Here is a 17718-nt window from a genome sequence, read left to right on the forward strand (position 1 = left end):
GCACGTGCTTGTCCACTCCGCGGCGATCCGCGCACAAAACTTAGGACCGGGCCGCGCGCTGCCTAGCATCCGTCGGCGGATGCCCGGACTGTCACTTGTCGCCGACAACACCCGTTGCTCACCGGAGCCCGAGCGCACGTCGCTGCACGATGTGCTCGACTTCGTCCTGGAGGGGGCGCGCAACGCGTCTCCTCCGCTCGATGGAGCGGCGCTGCCGCTACGCGCCGAGGCCGAGGCGCTGCCGCTGCTCTGCGAGCTCGCCGAGGCCGCGGCGGAGCTCGCCTCCGGACGCCGCGCGCGCGCGGTCGTGCGCCTGTGCCTCGAGCCCGACCCCTGGGAGCTCGGGCTGGAGCGCGTGGGCCGCGACCTCCTCGTCACCGTCTTCCAGGGCGGGGACGTGCCCGAGGTCGCCCTGCACGAGCGGCGCTTCGACGGCGAAGCGCTCTGCGCGCGCCTCCTCGCGGCCATCGACCGGTTCGCCTCGCGCAGGGGCCCGGGCGCGCGCCGCGACGCCGCCTTCGCCGAGAACGACGCGGATCTCGGCGGGATCGGCGAGCAGCGGCTCCCGGCCGCGCGGCGGTGCCTCGCGGCCTCCCTGCCGTTCTCGCCCGACGAGGCGGGAGGCGAGCCCGCGATCGTGGGCGTCGAGCCGACCGGCGAGATCCCGATCGCCATCGCGGCCGAGGCGCTCCTGCGCACGTCGCAGGGCGCGGCGCTCACGCAGCCGGCCGTGCTCCGGGCCGACCTCTTCTCGCTCCTCTTCCGGGGCAAGATCCGCGTGCTCGTGGGCGAGGAGGCGCGGGAGCTGCCCGACGTCTTCGTCTTCCCGTTCGCCGAGCAGCTCGCGTCGCTGTCGCTCGAGTCGCTCGACGCGTGGGCGCGGCGCCAGCCCTACCACCGGCGGCTGACCGTCGGCGGCGCGATCCTCGGCGTCCGGCTGCACAGCGAGGGGGCGCTGTCGCTCACGCTCGGCGTGCCCCGCGTGGGCCGCGTCCCCTCCGCGGATCCCCGCGCGCCCGGCGCTGGCCGCGTACCCTCGTTCGCGGCCGCCGAGGAGCGGGCGCAGACCTGGACCTTCCCGGCCGTCGACGTGGCGGCGCTCGCCCAGGGCGTGGTCGCGTTCGGGCGTGCGCTCGCGCGCAGCCTGGTGCGCCGCGATCGCGGGCAGACGTCGAACCTGCGCCTGTTCGAGTTCCGGGCGCGCGTCCGCGAGCTCGCCGAGCGGCTCCGCGAGCTCACGCGCAACGAAGCGAAGATCAACGTGGCCCCGGAGACGTACCGCGCCTTCGCGGCGGCGGCGCGCCCGCAGGCCGCCGCCGAGGACACGTTCGGGCGGACGCGCCTGCGCTTCACGGCCCGGTGGATCGCGGCGATCCCGTCGCTCGATCTCCGCGCCACGTTCCTCTGCGGCGACGTGCTGGTGGTGGGCTCGACGCGCGAGCTGACGTGCATCGATCGGCGCACCGGCGAGTGCCTGTGGCGCAAGCCTGCGCCGCGCGCGGTCTCGGTGATGACGCCGGTCGGCCTCGGGCGGCTCCTGCCCGACGGCACGCTGCAGCTGCACGATCTGTCGAGCGGCGAGGTCGCCTGGTCGACGCGGCTCTCGCCGCGCGTGGGCGCGAACGCCTCGGGCGCGGTGGTGAGCGCCCCCGGGCTGCCGCGGATGCTCATCGTGAGCGAGGGGACGCGCCACCTCGCGGCCGTGGACCTCTACTCCGGCGAGGTGCGCTGGCGCTACGCCGCGCGGCGCGGCGAGAACTTCCGGCTCCGCCGCGCGGGCAAGCTCGTCCTCGTGGGCAGCGGCGAGCCGGCCCTCGCGGCGCTCGACGTGCTGAGCGGCGAGGTCGTGTGGCGCTTCTGCGACCGGCTCCCGTTCGCGTCGCCGGTGGCGGTCGATCACGACGCGCTCTTCGCGCTGGCGGGCGACGGCGCCTTCGTCGGCCGCGGCGGGGCGCGGCTGCACCACCTCGACCCGTGGTCCGGCGAGGCGCGGTGGACGGTCGATCTGCCGAAGCACGTGGCGCCGGTCGGCGCGCCGCTGCTCGGGCCCGAGACGGTGTGCGTGGTGACCCACGGGCGGCGCGGCACGGGGCTCGTGGGGATCGATCGCCGCACCGGGGCGACGCGCTTCGACCTGACCGCGTGCGCGTCGACGGCCTCGTGCCTCATGGTGGACGATGTGGTCGTCGTGAACAGCGAGGCAGGCGAGATCGTCGGGGTCGGCGCGCACGACGGCGCGGTCCGGTACCGGCACGTCATCGCGGGCGGCGTCGAGGGCGACAGGCCGCGGCGCCTCGAGCCGGTGCTCCGCTCGGGCGCGCTGTTCGTGCCGCAGAGCGAGGTGCACGTCGTCCGGCCGCGCGACGGCGCGCTGCTCGGCAAGGTGCCGACGGACCTCATCCCGGATCTCCTGCGGGTGGACGAGCGGTGCGACGTCTACGTGGCCGAGGAGAGCGGCCACCTCGCGGCCTTCGCCGCGGCCCCGCGGCTCAGCCTCGTCCAGTAGCCGCGGCGGCGCGCGTCAGCGCGGCCGTCGCGCCGGCTTCCAGATGAGCTCGAGCGTCACCTGGGTGACGCCGTCCTCGATGAGCCCGATCCGCTCGGCGGCCCTGCGCGACAGATCGATGATCCTGCCGCGCTTGAACGGGCCGCGGTCGTTGATCCGCACGCGCACGCGGCGGCCGTCCCGGCGGACCACGTCGACCACGGCGCCGAAGGGCAGCGTCCGGTGCGCGGCCGTGAGCGCGCGCGGGTTGTAGCGCTCGCCGCTCGCGGTGCGGCGGCCGTTGAACTTGTCGGCGTAGTAGGTGGCGCGCCCGCCCTGGATCGGCGTCCCCTTCGCCGCGCTCCGCGCGCTCGCGGGCGCGATCGGCGTGGAGACGCTGTCGATGTCGTCCGGATCGTCGTCCTCGGCCTGGTGCCGCGGGGGCGCCGGCGGGGTGCTCGGCGCGACGCCGAGCGCGATCGGCGCGTCGGCTCCCGTGCGGGGCGCTGCAGGCTGGTGAGCGGAGCAGGCGGGGGTGCAAAAGAGGAGGAGGAAGGCGAGCGTCCTCGCCACGCCGCGGCGTCCACCGGGCGTCATCACGTCGCCTCGGGCGCGGCGCGATCGGCCGACGAGGGGTCGAGGTCGGCCGCGGGCGAGGTCACCGCGGCGACCAGGGCCAGGGCCGAGGGCTCGCCGCTCCCCGCCCCGTCCGCGGACGGCGCCGCCTGGGGCCTGGCCTTGGCCCGAACGAACCCGGCCAGCTCGCGGAACGGCACGCCGGTCGGGCAGATCCTCTCCTTCTCGGCGAGCACCTCCTCCGGCACGTGCGCGAGCGCGAGCGCCGCCGCGTCGAAGTCCGGCATGCTCCGCGACGACGCGAGCACCACGGTCATGAGGCCGCGGTAAGCCCCCCTGGAGGCCGCGATGCGCTCGGCCTCCCCGAGGTCGCAGCGCCCGCACGCGATGCAGCGGGAGAAGCGGGGCAGGGCCGCGCGCTCGGCGGGCGAGAGCGGCGGCAGGCCATCGGCATCGTAGTTCTCGCGGAAGAGCGCGAGCCCGCTCGGACCGTCGTCGAAGAGACGGCGCACCGCGACCTTGAGGAGCGACCACGCGAGGACCGCGAGGGCCAGGGCACGACCGGAGAGCACGATCCGTCCATAACCCGAAACAGGCCCGCGCGCCGAGCCGATGCGCGCGGGGTCTCCAGAACGGCGCCGGGCGCGTGAACCCGCGTTAACAGCGCCTCGGGCACGCGCAGGTCCGCGACGACCCGCCGCCGCTGCGATGACCCCTGCGACGCGCGCTCGTCGCCCGAGCTCCGCGGCTCCGGAGATCGCGTGCCGCGTCGGCGCTCCGCGGAAGATCGCGCGACGACGGCCGCCGCCGGGCGAGGACGCCGCGCAGCGACGCGACGCCCCGCGCATCGGTCCTCGCTGGCACGTCGGGTGCACAGGAGCCAGGCATGCCCAACGACTTGCTTCTCGGCGACAACGGACGCGAAGACCTCGGCGAGCTCGCCGAAGGTGCGCTGGTGGAGGCGATGATCGCGGGGGACGAGCGCGCCTGGCGCGCCTTCCACGCCCGCTACGATCGGCTCGTCCACCGCTGCATCAGCGGCGTGATCGCCCGCTTCTCCGCTGTGGTCGCGCAGGACGACATCCGCGACATCCACGCCACGCTGCTCGTGCAGCTGCTCTCGAACGACATGCGCAAGCTGAGGACCTTCGACGCAGGCCGCGGCGCGCGGCTGAGCTCCTGGATCGGCACGCTCGCCGTCCACTGCGCGTACGACCATCTGCGCTCGAGGCGGCGCGCGCCGCGCTGTGCCCCGCTCGACGACGCGGCGGTCGAGCTCCCCTGCGAGCGCCCCTCGCCGCAGGAGCAGGCCGAGCGCCGCGAGCGCGCCGCGCTCGTGGGGCGGGTGCTCCACGCGTTCTCCAACAAGGACCGCGAGTTCGTCGCGCTCTACTTCGCCGAGGGCCTGCCCCCGGAGCAGATCGCGGCGCGGATGGGGATCAGCGTGAAGACGGTGTACTCGAAGCGCCACAAGATCCAGAGCCGCCTGGAGGCGATGCTGTCCAGCGTCAGCCTCGCGGCGTGACGTTTCCCTCCCCCGAAGGGGGCTCGGCGGCCGTCGGCCCTGTGGTATGAGCCGAAGAGGATGGCTCGCCCGCCCCGCACCTCCTCCGCGCTCCCGCTCATCGCGGCCGCCGCCCCGCTGCTCGGCGCGTGCGGCGGCGGCGACGGAGATGCCCCCGCGATCCCCCTCGCCGACGAGCGCGGCGGCGGCGCGCGCGTCGCCGAGATCGTCGGTGACGCCGGGTGGCTCGACCCGGAGGACGAAGAGAGCCGGCGCTGCGCCGCGCCGCCCGCTCGCCGCGCCCACGTCACCGGCGCCACCCTCGTCGCCATCGACAGCTTCGACGAGACCGGCGAGGGCGCGCGCGGCAACCACTACGTGCAAGACAGCGCCGACAAGCCGGTCCCCTACTCGGGGATGACGGTCTTCCAGCCCGCGTTCGACCCCCCGGATCTGCGGCTCATCCCCGGCGACGTCGTCGACGTGCTCGGCGAGCTCACCGAGTTCCTCGGCCCCTCCGCCGGCCGCTTCGGCGGCTGCCGCACCTTGCCCGAGCTCGGCGGGACCATGAGCTTCCGCTTCGAGGACCGCCCCGCCGTCCCGATCCGCGTGCCCCTCGACGACCTGAGGGGCTACGCGTCGGCGCGCCCGTACATCGGCATGCTCGTGCGGGTCGAGGGCGTCAGGATCGCCGGCGACCCCTCGAACCGCGACGGCCGCTACGCCGCGTCGATCGACGTCGGGACCGGCGTGCGCCCCGCCGACGTCCCGCGCCTCTCGAACGAGCTCTACGATCTCGAGCGCGAGGGGCCGCCGCTCGCGGACGGCGCCTCCTTCCGGTCCGTCACCGGCGTGCTCACCTACTTCTACGGCTTCAAGATCGCCCCGCGTTGCCCGGCCGATTTCCAGCTGGAAGGCGCGCCGCTGCCCTCCGACGACGCATGCGCTCCCTGAGGCCCGCGCTCCTCTCGCCGCTCGTCCTGCTCGCAGCCTGCCGCGGCGCGGCGCCCGGCGGCCCGCCGGCGCCGGGGCACGCCCTCGCCTCGACGCCCGAGGGCAGCGTCGGGCGCATCGAGGTGCGCCACCTCGACGCCCGGCCGCGGCTCGCGCTCGTCTCGCGCGACGGCGATCCCGCGCCCGCGCTCGTCGTCTCGGTCGCGACCGATCTCGGCTCGGTCGCGACGACGGCGCTCGCCAGCGTGGTCGAGGCGCGCCTGCTCGCCGCCGGCTTCGACGTGGACGCGCGCATCGACCGCAGCGCCTTCCGCGTGCGCCTGCTCGTCAGGGACGCGGCGCGCGTCACGCCGTTCCTGCGCGCGCTGTCGGCGGCGTTCGCGCAGCCCATCGCGGCGGGCAGCCCGGAGGTCGCCCGGGCCGCGGAGCGGACGCAGGCGCTCCGATCGAGCCCGCTCGACGCGCCGGAGCTCTCGCCGATCGCGGCCTGCACCGGCCAGCTGGGCCTCGCGGGCGCCGAGCCCGTGGTCGATCTGGCGACGCCCGCGGGCGCGCGCGAGCTCGAGGGGTGGCGCGCCGCGGCGCTGCACGCCGGGCGCACCTCGATCGCCGCCGTCGGCCCCGCCGCGTTCTGCGAGGAGGCGGCGCGCGCGGCGGAGGGCATCGACGCCTGGCCGGCGGGCGGCCCGCCCACGGACCCCTGGCCGGCGGCGGACACGGTCGGCGTGTACACGACGAACCAGCTCGGACGCCGCGCCGCCCGCGTGACCGTGGCCGCGCGCGTCGCGAGCCCCCAGGCGGCCGTCGCCGCGGCGGAGCGGCTCGGCGCGCCTGGGTCCCCGCTCCGCGCGCGCCTCTCGGCGCTCCCCTCCCCATTTCGCGCCGTCGAGGTGCTCGGGGTCGCCCGCCCGCGCGGCGGCTGCGTGAGCGTGACCATCGAGGCCGCCGATCTGCCCACGGCCCCGCCCGTCGAGGCCTCGGCGGCGCTCGCGGCCGCGGTGGCGCGGCAGGAGATCCGCCGCGGCTTCTCGGCGCCGCCGAACCCCGACGTCGCCACGCGTCAGGTCCTCACCGCGCAGGACCCTCGCGACGCCGGCGCGCGCGCCGCGTGGTGGGCGCTCTCGGGGAGCGCCCCGGGCGCGCCGCCGGAGCGGTGGGCGACGGCGCTCGGCCTCCCTCCGAGCGCCGACCCGCCGAAGCCCGCGGCGCCGGGCGAGGCCGGCGCTCGGCGCTTCGAGGCCGAGCTCTCGCGCGCGCTCGCGCCGGGAGCCCAGCCCTCCCTGGAGCGGCGGGCGCTGGTCGAGCGCGGGCAAGGCGAGGTCTGGGTCCTGCTCGGGAGCCCGTGCGGCGTCGCCGAGGAGGGGCTGTACGACGCCGGCGCGACGGCGCTCGCCGCGCTCGCCGCCGTGCAGACCCGGCGGCGCGAGCTCGACGTCACGATCGAGCCGTGGGTCACGGCGGATGCCGTCGGCGTGATCGCGCACGCGCCGTTCCGCGACGAGCGCGAGACCCCGGCCGAGCTCGGGCGCCGCGTGGCGAACGCCGCCGCGCGCGCGGTCGCGGCGACCACGCTGGGCCCCGAGGCGCTCACGCTGGCGCGCGCCGCGGCGCTCCAGCACCTGGAGCACCTCTCCGGAGGGCGGGCCGCGGCGCTCGAGGCCTTCGCCTCCGCGATCGCGCCCGACCACCCGTCCTGGATCGAGCCGTTCGGCGTCTGGGACCGGGTGGCGAGCGGCGCGCTCGAGACCGTGCAGCTCCGCTGGCAGGCCCTCGCGACCGGCCCGCTCCGGCTCGCCGTCCTCGCGAACGCCGACGCTTCCCAGGCGGCCGCCGCGGCGGAGGCCGCCGAGCGCTGGCTCGCGCCGCGGCTCACCCCGCGCGGGTGCGGCTCACCGGACGGCGCGGTGGTGCCCCGGCTCGGTCACCACGACGCCCGCCTGCCGGCCGGGGCGGCCCTGTCGCAGGCCGTCGTCGGCGCGCGGCTCCCTGCGGCGCGCGAGGCCTCTCCCACGGCGCGCGAGCTCGCCGAGCTCACGGCCTTCGCCCTCAACGGCGAAGGCGGACTGCTCGCGGCCGCGCTCTCTCCCGCGGCGAGCACGGCGTCCCCGGCTCCAGCCAGCGCAGCGCCGACGAAGCGGCCGCTCGCGGCCCGCGCGAGCGCGCGCGTCCTCGGCGGGACACGCGCCGCGGCGCTCGCCGTCGAGATCAGGGCAGAGGCCGGCGAGCTGAGCGAGGCCTCGGCCCGCGCGAAGGAGCTCCTCGCCGGCCTGGCGCAGCGGGTGACCGACGCCGATCTCGGCCGCGCCCAGGCCCACCTCGCCCGGCGGGAGCGCGACGCGCTCGCGGAGCCCCGGCGCCGGCTCATCCACCTGTTCAACGGCCGCCCCTCCCGCGCGGCCGCCGCGAAAATCACGCTGGCCGCGTGGCGCGCCTTCCTGGCGGGCGCGCTCGGCGCGGACGCGATCGTGACCGTCGAGGCCCGGCCCGACTGATCACTCCCCGCCGTCGAAGTCGCCGGCGTCCTCGATCTCGGCCGGCCGCCCAGCGCGGGTCGGCTCGGGGCCATCGTCCTCGGCGTCGCCGTCCGCGCCCGTGGCCTCGTCCTCGTCGACCTCGTCCTCGTCCTCGTCCTCGTCCGGCTGGGTCAGCACGGGGAGCCGGCGCTTGCCGACCGGACCCTCGTCGACGAAATCGCGCAGCGCCATCATGTCCTTCAGCGCCTCTAGCTTCGCGAGCGCCTTGACCTCGACCTGGCGGATCCGCTCGCGGGTCAGGTTCATGATCGCCCCGACGTCCTCGAGCGTCGTGCCGCCGCGATCCGCGACGTCGAGCGCGCACGTCTCGTTCATGTCCCAGACCTCGAGATCGGGGAAGTTCAGCTTGATGGCGCCCGTCCTGGCGGAGACGTCGAGATAGAGGTGGTGCTGGCACGAGACGTACGGGCACGGCCTCGGACCGTCGACGCACTCGGCGCGGGCCCGCGGCTTGTAGTAGTCGGTCTCGGGGTAGAGCATCCGGCCGATCTCGAGCTCGCGCTTGGTCATGCGCTTGACGCTGATCGTCCGCGCCCGGATCTCGCGCTTCCGCCGCGACCTGCGCTGCTCGCGCGTGATGGCGTTCCCCGACTCCGCGGGGTCGGCCTGGAGCGCGAGCGCGCCCTCCACGACGGGCTCCGTTGAGCCCGCTGGGTCGCGATCGCCCTCCGCCGCATCCGCACCGTCCAGGCCGAAGATCTCGAGCTCGCTGTCAGACACCGTCGCCATGCGCTGCCTCCGTTTGGTAGCGTCTCCGCTCTCAAGCGCGCGCGTCTCTCCCCGTACGTCCGAGTCCCAGCTCGAACGCAGAGGGATCCGCTCCTTAAGCCCGACGTAAAGCCGGATGCCGTCCCTAAAAAATTGCGACGAAACGAGCCGATGCTCGTCCCGTCGATCGCATCAAACCCAGGCGGGGCCGCGCCCGCGGCCCCATGTACTTCACGACGACGAAAGCCCCGCGACTCGGCCCCTCAAGAGGAAGCCGCCTGTTTCGTGAGCCGCGCTTGCGCCATCAAGCGCTCTTCTATCAACGCCAGCTTGGCGACGAGCTCCCGCGCGAGCGACTCTGCGCTCGCGAGGTCCTGGGCTATCGCCCTGCCGCTCGTCTCGCTCCGCCTCTCCTTGGCGGCATCCCTGAGCGCATTGAAGACCTTGGCCATCGTGCGCTCGAGCTCCTCGATATCACCTCTCACGAACAGGAATTCACGCTGGATCTCTTCGATGGTGTAGTCCTGGGCCATCATCTCTTTGATGCGCTGAACCTGGCGGACTACCGTGGCCGGATACATCCCCTGCGAGCCCTGGTGCTTGCCCTTGCGCCCCACCCGCACGCTGCGCGGGAGCAAGCCGAGCTGCACATACTTCCGGAGCGTCGCCTCGCTGAACTTGATGCCATGAGCCGCGAACAGCTCGAGGATATCGCTCGATGTGATCCCCTGGGCGTGCTCCCGCTCGATGCGCTCAAGCACCTCCTCAGGGATCCTCTGCACCGGTCCTCCCATCGATTGCCGGAGGCCCTACCCAACCGACGCGGGCGACTCTATTCCACTGAATGGAATACAGTCAATTGACGCGACTACGATTATTGTGTGGCTGTCGCGAGACGCGGTGCTTTGCCGGGGTTCTTGACATACCTCGGACATTTTTCGTCCGTAGGAGCGACGCGTCGGCCCGCCCGGCACGACGCGGGTCGGGGGCCGTGAGGGGAAAAAAGCGACGCTCGGTGCAATGGGTGCGAGCAGGGGGGCGCCCGACACCCAGCGGGGCTCGTGGAGCGGCATGCCCCGTACCCTGACACACATCGGTCCTTTCAGACAAAAGGGCTGATAGTCTCGCCGCCACCATGGCCAAAGCCCTCGCCAGCGAGGGTCGGGGCTCGGCCTCTCCCGCCGCCCCCCGACCCGTCGAACGCGTCATCAGGGATGTCACCGCCCGGGGTGTCAGGATGCGGGTCCTGGTCGCCGGCGCGGGCAACGGCCCGGCGCTGCTGCTGATCCACAGCTTCCTCGTCAGCCACCTGGAGTTCGATGACGTGATCGACACGCTGGCCCAGCGGTTCCACGTCATCGCCCCGGACCTGCCGGGCTTCGGCGAGAGCGAGAAGCCGAGCCCGGCGCGGTACGCCTACGGCATCGAGACGTTCTCCGAGGCCGTGGCCGACCTCATCGCCGCCTTCGGCGTCGGCCGCGCGCACCTCGTCGGCCACGCGATGGGCGCCGCCGTCGCGATCACGCTGGCCGCCAACCACCCGGAGCTCGTGCAGCGGCTCGTCCTTGAGGACGCGCTCTGTTACCCGTTCCCGATGAGCTTCAAGATGAAGCTCCCGCTCCTGCCGGTCGTGGGCGGCATCGTCTTCAAGCAGCTCCACGGCCGCGGCACGTTCCGGTCGTACTTCCGCGACGACGTGTTCCGGGCGGACGCGGCCGTGCCGCTCTCGCGCGTCGACCGGCACTACGATCTCTTCAACGCCCCCTCGGCGCGCGAGAGCGCCCACGCGGTGATGCGCGCGGTGCTCGACGCGCGCCCCGTCGTCGCGCGCCTCACCCGGATCACGGCGCCGACCCTCGTCGTGTGGGGGCGCGACGATCGCATCTTCCCGGCGGCGAGCGCGCAGCGGCTCGCCCGCGAGATCTCCGGCGCGATGCTCGAGATCATGGACGCCGGGCACTCGCCCCACGAGGAGCGGCCGGGGGAGTTCGTCGCGCTCGTGACGCAGTTCCTCGAAGGGAAGCGGTGACGGCGACGGCGCGCTGGGCTCGGCTCTCGCGCGGCGCGGCGCGAGCGGCCGGGCGCGCTGGGCGCGCCGTCCTCGGCGAGGACGCGGCGCGGCGGTTCCTCGGGGACCGCTCGGCGCTGCTCGGCCTCGGGATCGTCGCGCTGCTCTCGCTGTTCGCCGCGGTGGGGCCGGCCGTCATCCCCCACGACCCGAACGCGAGCGACTTCACCCTGGCCCGCGACGCCTCCGGAGCGCCGCCCGGGCCGTCGGCCGCCCACTGGCTCGGGACGGACCCGCTCTTCCGCGACCTGCTCGCGCGCCTCGCGCACGGCGCGCGGCTCTCGCTCGCCGTCGCGCTCTCGTCCACGGCCCTCGCCACGGGGCTCGGCGCGCTCGTCGGCGTCACGGCCGGCATGGCCGCCGGCACGCGGGCGGACGCGCTCGACGGCGCGCTCATGCGGCTCGTCGACGTGATCCTCGCCCTGCCGTACCTCCTGTTCGTGACCGCGATCGGCGTCGCCGTGGGGCGCGCGGACGTGGGGACGATCCTGCTCGTGCTCGGCCTCACGGGGTGGACCGGGGCGGCGCGGGTCGTCCGGGCCAAGACCGCAGAGCTCGCGCAGCGCGATTTCGTGGCCTCGGCGCGCGCGCTCGGCGCGGGGCCGCTGCACATCGTCCGGCGGCACGTCCTGCCGAACGTGGGCGGGACGCTGCTCGCGCTCGCGACCATCAGCGCCGGGCAGATGATCCTCGCGGAGGCCGCCCTCGGCTACCTGGGCGTCGGCGCGCAGCCGCCGACCGCGACCTGGGGCCGCATGCTGCACGAGGCCGAGCCGTACCTCGGGGTAAGGCCGCTCCTTGTGGCCGCGCCGGGCTTCGCCATCGTGCTCGCCGTGCTCGGCTTCCACCGCGCGAGCGAGGGGCTCCGCGACGCGCTCGATCCAGCCGGCGCGGCGCTCCCGCGCGGCCGTCGTCTGCCGGTCGATCTGCTCGTCGCGGGCGCGGCGCTGCTCCTGCTCTCGGGCGGCTCGGCGGGCGGCGTCCGCGCGCCCCTCGGCGGCGAGCCGGCGCCCGGCGCGCCCGTGCGCGGCGGGACGCTGCGCCTCGCGACCACGGTCAACGCGCGCGCGCTCGATCCGGCGCTCGCCTACGACGAGCTCTCGAGCGCCGTCGCAGAGCTCGTCTTCGCCCGCCTCGTCACGTGGGACCAGGGCGGCCGCATCACGCCCGATCTCGCGCGCGCGATCGAGGTGGAGCGCGGCGGGCGGACGTACGTCTTCACGCTGCGCGAGGGCGTGCGGTTCCACGACGGCGCGGAGCTCCGCGCCGCCGACGTGAAGCGCTCGATCGAGCGGACGCTCCACCCGAGGACGCCGAGCCCGGGCGCGAGCCAGTACGACATGATCGAGGGCTTCGCCGAGTACCACGCGGGCGCGGCGCCGCACCTCGCCGGCGTGCGGGTGCTCGGCGATCACGCCGTCGCGATCGATCTGCGCGCGCCGGACGCGACGTTCCTGCCCCTCATGACGCTCGCGTTCATGGCGCCGGTGTGCCCCTCGTCCGGGGCCGCGGTCGACGCGGCGAGCCCGCCGCCGCCGTGCGGCGCCGGCCCGTTCCGCGTCGCGCGGTGGGACCAGGACGGCGGCATCGGGCTCGCCCGCCACGAGGGGTACTTCCGCCCGGGCCTGCCGTACCTCGACGCCATCGCGTGGCAGACCGGCGTGCGCGCGACGACCCAGCGCTACAAGTTCGAGGAGGGCGAGCTCGACGTCCTGCGCGAGCTGACCGCGATCGACGCGGCGGCCTACCGCGCCGCGCCCGGGTGGGAGGGGCAGAGGCGCTGGGTGACGCGGGACAGGACCAACGCCGTCTTCCTCAACACCGAGCTCGCGCCGTTCGACCAGCTCGCCGTCCGGCGCGCTGTCGCGTTCGCCCTCGACCCCGCCGTGCTGGAGAAGGTGCGCCCCGATCTGCTCGCGCTCGACCGGGTGCTGCCGCCGTCGATCCCGGGCCCCCCGCGCGACGCGCCGATGCGGCAGCACGACCTCCCGCGCGCGCTCGAGCAGATGGCCGCGGCCGGCTACCCGTACGACCCGGCGACCGGGAGGGGCGGCTACCCGGGCGTCATCGACTACATCGCGGTCCCGGACACGCTGGAGCAGGCGATCGGCGAGATCGTCCAGCAGCAGCTCGCCAGGATCGGCCTCCGCGTCCGCCTGCGGCTCGTCAGCTGGGCGACCTACCTCGCCGAGGCCTCGCGGCGCCGCGCCGTCCCCATGGGCTGGGTCGGATGGCAGGCCGATTTCCCCGACCCGGCGAGCGTCTTCGAGCCGACGCTCTCGACGCGCGCCATCCGCGACGAGGGCTCGCAGAACTACGCCTTCTTCAGCGACGAGGAGCTCGATCGCACGCTCGACGCCGCCCACGCCGAGCAGGATCGCGCGCGGCGCCTCGCGCTGTACGACCGCGCCGAGCGCATCGTCCGCGATCGCGCGCCCTGGGTGCCCACGTACACGGCGCGGCAGCTCGAGCTCTGGCACCCCTACGTGCGCGGCCACGAGGGCGCCGCCGCGCTCACGTCCCGCTTGCACGAGGTCTGGCTCGACCCGTCCGCGCGGCCCGGGGCCGGCGGAGGGCCGCGCGCGGCCGCGCCACGAACCGCGACGCCGCTCCGCGCGCTGCTCGCGCGCGCGGCCCTTCCCCGATGAGCACCCCGCGCGCGCGCCGTGCCCTCACGCCCCGATCGGGCCGCGCCTCCGCGGTGGGCTCCGCGCTCGCGCGCCTGCTCCGGCGCCTCGGCTGGGCCGCGATCGTCATCGCGGGGGTCACCGCCGTCTCGTTCGGGATAGCGTACCTCCTCCCGGGAGACGCCGCGCGGATGCTCGTCGGACCGCAGGCCTCGGCGGCGGACCTCGAGCGCGCGCGGGCCATCCACGGGCTCGATCGCCCGGTCCCCGTGCAGTTCGCGCGGTTCGTCCGGCGGCTCGTCCACCTCGGCCCCGCGGGGGGCGGCGACGGCGGAGCCCCTGGCGCCCACGCGGGCGCGCGCGCCGATCCGGAGCACCGCAGCTGCGCGGCGGGGCCGCTCGGCCTGCACGTCGACCTCGGCTACAGCTTCCATTACCGCAAGCCGGTCGTGGATCTGCTCGAGGCGAAGGTGCCGCGATCCGTCGAGCTCGCGCTGGCCGCCCTGCTGGTGCAGCTCCTGCTCGGCCTCTCGCTCGGGATCGTCGCCGCGGTCCGCCGCGGGACGGCCTGGGAGGACGCGGCGCTCGGCGCCACCCTGCTCGGCGCCAGCGCGCCGACCTTCGTGATCGGCCCCGCGCTCCAGTACGTGCTCGCCTACAAGCTCCGGCTCTTGCCGTACGACGGGTACGGCGCCACGGCGGCCGATCACCTGCGCTCCCTCGTCCTGCCGGCGCTGACGCTCGGCGTGTTCGGCAGCGCCCTCTACGCGCGCATCGTCCGCGAGGAGCTCCGGACGCTGCTCCGCCAGGACTTCATCCGCACCGCGCGGGCCAAGGGCGCCTCTCGCCTGCGCGCGCTCGTCGTCCATGCGCTGCGCAACGCGCTCTTGCCGCTCGCCACGCTCGCCGCGCTCGACCTCGGGGCGCTGGCGGGCGGCGCGATCGTCACGGAGAAGCTCTTCCGCTGGCCCGGCGTCGGCAGCATGGCGGTCGAGGCGCTCCAGAACCGGGACGGCCCGGTCATCGTCGGGACGGTGCTCTTCTCCGCGGCCGCCATCGTGCTCGCCACCGTGGCGCTCGATGTGGCGGCGCTGGCCCTCGATCCCCGGCTCAGGTCGCGATCGCGCTGAGCGCGGACCGCACGCTCACGGCATGCCGGCGAGCGCGCGGCACTCGGCGCCGAGCGAGGACTCGGGCGAGGAGAGCTCGGCGCACTTGCGGAACGAGGCCCGCCCGCCGCGCCCTGCCGCCTGCTCTGCGGCGCCGCGCAGGTGCCACGCCGCGGCGCTCCCCGGGGAAGCGGCGGTGAGCTGCTGCGCGAGCTGCACCGCCTTGCCGGTCTGCCCCGACTCCAGGGCGCGCATCACGCGCGTCGAGAGGGGCCCGCCCTCCTCGTCCGGCGCGGCAGGCGCGGGCGCGGCAGGCGCCGACGCGGGCGGGGCAGCCGAGGGCTCCGGCTCCCGCGTCGGTGCGGCGGCCTGGCCCGCGGTCGCCGCCGCGCTCGGCGGCGCGGCGTGGGTGGTCGGCGCGTGCGAAGCGTGCTCGGAAGGCGCTCCGGCCGGCGCGGGGCTCGCCGCGGCAGGCTTCGCCCGCGCGCTCGCCGAGGCTGGCGCGGCCGGCTGGCCCGCCGGGGCGTCGGCGGGGGTCGCTGCGGAGAGCCCCGCCGCGGCAGCGGCCGCCGGCTCTCCTTCCGGCTCCGACGCGGCCAGAGCCGCCGCGGGCACCGCCGCGGAGTGCTGCCCCGCCGGCCCCTCCTCCGGCAATGGCGCATGGACCGGCGCCGCTGGCACGGGGCGCCCCGTCTGGCCGACCAGCCACACGCCGGCGGCCCCGAGCGCGAGCGCCGTGACCAGGCCGGCGACGATCCGCGCGATGCGGGCCCGGCGCTCCTCGTGGCGGGGCCCGAAGAGCGTGGCCTCGACTGCGCCGGCGGTCGTGTCGGCGTCCTCGGCCGAGGGATGCTCCCGCGCCGCCATCCCCTCCGGCGCGTCCACCCCGCCACCGAGGAAGAAGCGCTCGCTCTCGCTGATCGGCCCGCGGTCGCCAGGAGGCGCGTCGTCCGGCGCCGCCGCGAGGCTCGCCGCCGGGGCGGCGTCCGGCACCGGCAGCGGCGGCGGGGAGGCCTCGATCGGGCGCGCCTCCCCGGCCTTCGCTTCGACGGGCTGCGGCGCCAGCGCACGCTCCGCCGCGCGCGGGACGGCGACGGGCGGCGGCGCGTCGCTCGGCGGGCGGGGGCGCAGCGTGGGGCTCGTCGACGCCGCCGGGGTGCGCTCCTCGCCAGCGGGCGACGCGACGCCCGCTGCCGCCGCAAGCACAGGCGGCGCCGCCGCAGGCGCGGGCGGCGCCGCGGGCTCGGGCAGCGCCGCTGCGGGCGCCTCGGGGGGCGTGGAGCGAACGCGCTGCTCGGCGGGAGCGGCCGCGGCCACGGGCCTGTCGCTCCTCGTGGAGCGCTGCTTCTGTGCGAAGCTGCGCGGCGTCACGAGCGGTCGCGTGAGCGGGGCCTCATCGCTGCTCGCGAGCGTGGTGTCCTTGTCGAGATCGACCTCGGCGCGCGGCCGCGTAACCCGGGCGGCCTCGGCAGGCGATGCGGCGTTCCTCGGCGGCTCCGACGGCGCGCGGCCACCCGCCGCGACAGGGCGCGCCACGGCGTTCCTCGGTGGATCCGACGGCGCGCGGCCACCCGCCGCGACAGGGCGCGCCACGGCGTTCCTCGGTGGATCCGACGGCGCGCGGCCCCCTGTCGCGCCGGCGCGCGCCGCCGCGGCCGACACGGTGCTCCGCGGCGGCTCCGACGGCGCGCGGCCACCCGCCGCGCCGGAGCGCGCCGTCGCGGCCGACACGGCGCTCCGCGGCGGCTCCGACGGCGCGCGCGCCCCCTCCGGCGCGGATCGCGCCACGGCGGCGCTCGCGCTGGCCGCTCGGCCGACCGCCCCTGGCCCGTGCACCGCGCTGCGGGTCGTCACGGGGCGGCCGGGGGACTCCGCGTCGGGGTCCCCCGCCGGCGCGTGCAGCTCGTGACCGGGCCGGGAGCGCGGGAGCACCGCCGGAGAGACCCGGTTCGAGAGCGGCGCCGGGACCACGGCGGCGTCCTCGAGGTCGTCGGAGCCGGCGTTCCCCGGGCTCCCCTCGGGGTAGTTGGAGCGCCGCGCGCTCGACGGCGACGAGAGCGGCGAGAACTCGTCGTGGAACGCCGCCTCCGGCTCGCTCGGCACCACGTCGTCGGGCGGGAGCGCGGCGGCGGGCACCAGCAGCCCCTCGAAGTAGAGCTTCGAGATGGTCGAGAGCGTCGAGAGATCCTCGAACGGGGACGCGTCGACCACCTGCATCAGCGTGCGCTTGCCGTCGAACAGGCGCAGGATCCCGTTCAGCTCGTCGGGGATCTCGTTCAGCCGCTCCAGGAGCTCTTCGCTGTCGACCTCGAAGACGGTCGCGAGCGACGGCAGCGCCTCGAGGAGCCGGCCCCACTCGTCGACGCGGCGCATGCCCTCCATGAGGAGGCCCTGCGTCGACGTCTCGATCCCGTCGGGGTTGTCGACCTTGCAGAACTCGACCTCGAACGTCCCCTCGTTCCACAGGAGCGCGCGGTAGACGGCCTCCTCGCCGCAGAGCCGGCCGAGCGTCGCGTCGACGACCTTGCCCTCGCGGAAGTAGACCTGCGCCTCGTTGTCCGCGTGCGACAGGTGGACGATCCCGCTCTTCCGGCTCACCTCGAACGTCTGCAGCAGATCCACGACGTTCATGTCGAGGATCGACCCGGAGAACCTGGTCCGCCCCGTCGTCGAGAAGTGGCGCGTCGTGATCCCCTCGCGCGTCCGCCGCGCGAGGAGCAGCGTCACGCGCGCGATGAGCTCGCGCACGAAGATCGGCTTGGTCAGGTAGTCCTCGACGCCGAGCTCCAGCCCGCGGATCTTGTCCTCGATGGACCGCTGGCTCGTGAGGAAGACGACCGGGATCGAGGCCCAGTCGGCGTGCTCCTTCATCTTGCGGACGAGGGCATATCCGTCCACGTTGGGGAGGCGCGTGTCGCTGAGGACGAGGTCCGGCGTGGAGACCTCGAGCTTCGCGAGAGCGTCCGCTCCGTCCTTCGCGGTGGTCACGCTGTAACCGGCCTTTTTCAGGCTGACCTCGAGGACCCGAACGCTGCGCGGATCCGCGTCGACCAGGAGGAGCTGTTGCTTGGCCACTAGAGGTTTCCGCCTCGCGAAGGATGGCGAGCCCGAACGGACGCTGTCAAGCGCTCCGCCCTGAGCGTCGCCGCTGCC

At 75.7% G+C, this 17718-nt stretch carries 12 protein-coding genes; 7 read left to right on the top strand and 5 right to left on the bottom strand.

What is annotated here, in order from left to right:
• Positions 1–79: 79 nt before the first annotated feature.
• The gene (locus WMF12_RS19430; RefSeq protein ID WP_437873043.1) at positions 80–2506 is read left to right on the top strand and encodes a PQQ-binding-like beta-propeller repeat protein; all 2427 of its coding nucleotides are present in this window, start codon (positions 80–82) and stop codon (positions 2504–2506) included.
• Positions 2507–2521: 15 nt separating this feature from the next.
• On the opposite strand, the gene WMF12_RS19435 is transcribed toward WMF12_RS19430, so the two are convergent.
• Complete coding sequence (locus WMF12_RS19435; protein WP_437748003.1) at positions 2522–2890, bottom strand: septal ring lytic transglycosylase RlpA family protein; 369 nt, start codon at positions 2888–2890, stop codon at positions 2522–2524.
• 191 nt (positions 2891–3081) lie between these two features.
• Positions 3082–3633 carry a hypothetical protein gene (locus tag WMF12_RS19440; protein WP_437747138.1) on the bottom strand — a complete coding sequence of 184 codons (552 nt, stop codon included), beginning with the start codon at positions 3631–3633 and terminating at the stop codon, positions 3082–3084.
• A gap of 314 nt (positions 3634–3947) precedes the next feature.
• On the opposite strand from WMF12_RS19440, the gene WMF12_RS19445 reads away from it, so the two are divergent.
• The 3 genes from WMF12_RS19445 to WMF12_RS19455 are packed head-to-tail and all read left to right on the top strand — an operon-like array spanning position 3948 to position 8011.
• Positions 3948–4586 carry an RNA polymerase sigma factor gene (locus tag WMF12_RS19445; RefSeq protein WP_437873044.1) on the top strand — a complete coding sequence of 213 codons (639 nt, stop codon included), beginning with the start codon at positions 3948–3950 and terminating at the stop codon, positions 4584–4586.
• Positions 4587–4646: 60 nt separating this feature from the next.
• Positions 4647–5519: a hypothetical protein gene (locus WMF12_RS19450; RefSeq protein WP_437873045.1), complete on the top strand. Its 873-nt coding sequence runs from the start codon at positions 4647–4649 to the stop codon at positions 5517–5519.
• Positions 5507–8011, top strand: a complete 2505-nt coding sequence (locus WMF12_RS19455; RefSeq protein ID WP_437873046.1) for a hypothetical protein — start codon at positions 5507–5509, stop codon at positions 8009–8011. Before WMF12_RS19450 ends, WMF12_RS19455 begins: the two co-directional genes overlap by 13 nt.
• Here the strand turns inward: WMF12_RS19455 and WMF12_RS19460 are convergent, their stop codons facing one another.
• Positions 8012–8782 (bottom strand): sigma factor-like helix-turn-helix DNA-binding protein, encoded by a 771-nt coding sequence (locus tag WMF12_RS19460; RefSeq protein ID WP_437873047.1) that lies wholly within the window; start codon positions 8780–8782, stop codon positions 8012–8014.
• A gap of 242 nt (positions 8783–9024) precedes the next feature.
• Entirely contained in the window at positions 9025–9543 is a 519-nt protein-coding gene (locus WMF12_RS19465; RefSeq protein WP_272099309.1) for a MerR family transcriptional regulator, read from the bottom strand.
• A gap of 455 nt (positions 9544–9998) precedes the next feature.
• Here WMF12_RS19465 and WMF12_RS19470 point away from each other — a divergent pair, with 455 nt between their 5' ends.
• From WMF12_RS19470 to WMF12_RS19480, 3 genes are read left to right on the top strand one after another with little or no spacing between them, the layout of a single operon-like run.
• Complete coding sequence (locus WMF12_RS19470) at positions 9999–10790, top strand: alpha/beta fold hydrolase (protein WP_437553997.1); 792 nt, start codon at positions 9999–10001, stop codon at positions 10788–10790.
• Positions 10787–13477 (top strand): ABC transporter substrate-binding protein, encoded by a 2691-nt coding sequence (locus tag WMF12_RS19475; RefSeq protein ID WP_437873048.1) that lies wholly within the window; start codon positions 10787–10789, stop codon positions 13475–13477. Before WMF12_RS19470 ends, WMF12_RS19475 begins: the two co-directional genes overlap by 4 nt.
• Positions 13474–14586: an ABC transporter permease gene (locus WMF12_RS19480; RefSeq protein ID WP_437873049.1), complete on the top strand. Its 1113-nt coding sequence runs from the start codon at positions 13474–13476 to the stop codon at positions 14584–14586. The genes WMF12_RS19475 and WMF12_RS19480 overlap by 4 nt, the downstream gene beginning before the upstream one ends.
• A gap of 15 nt (positions 14587–14601) precedes the next feature.
• Here the strand turns inward: WMF12_RS19480 and WMF12_RS19485 are convergent, their stop codons facing one another.
• Entirely contained in the window at positions 14602–17640 is a 3039-nt protein-coding gene (locus WMF12_RS19485) for a response regulator (RefSeq protein WP_437873050.1), read from the bottom strand.
• Between the last annotated feature and the right edge of the window lie 78 nt (positions 17641–17718).

The organism is Sorangium sp. So ce363 (assembly GCF_051520435.1).
Lineage (GTDB): Bacteria > Myxococcota_A > Polyangia > Polyangiales > Polyangiaceae > Sorangium > Sorangium cellulosum_B.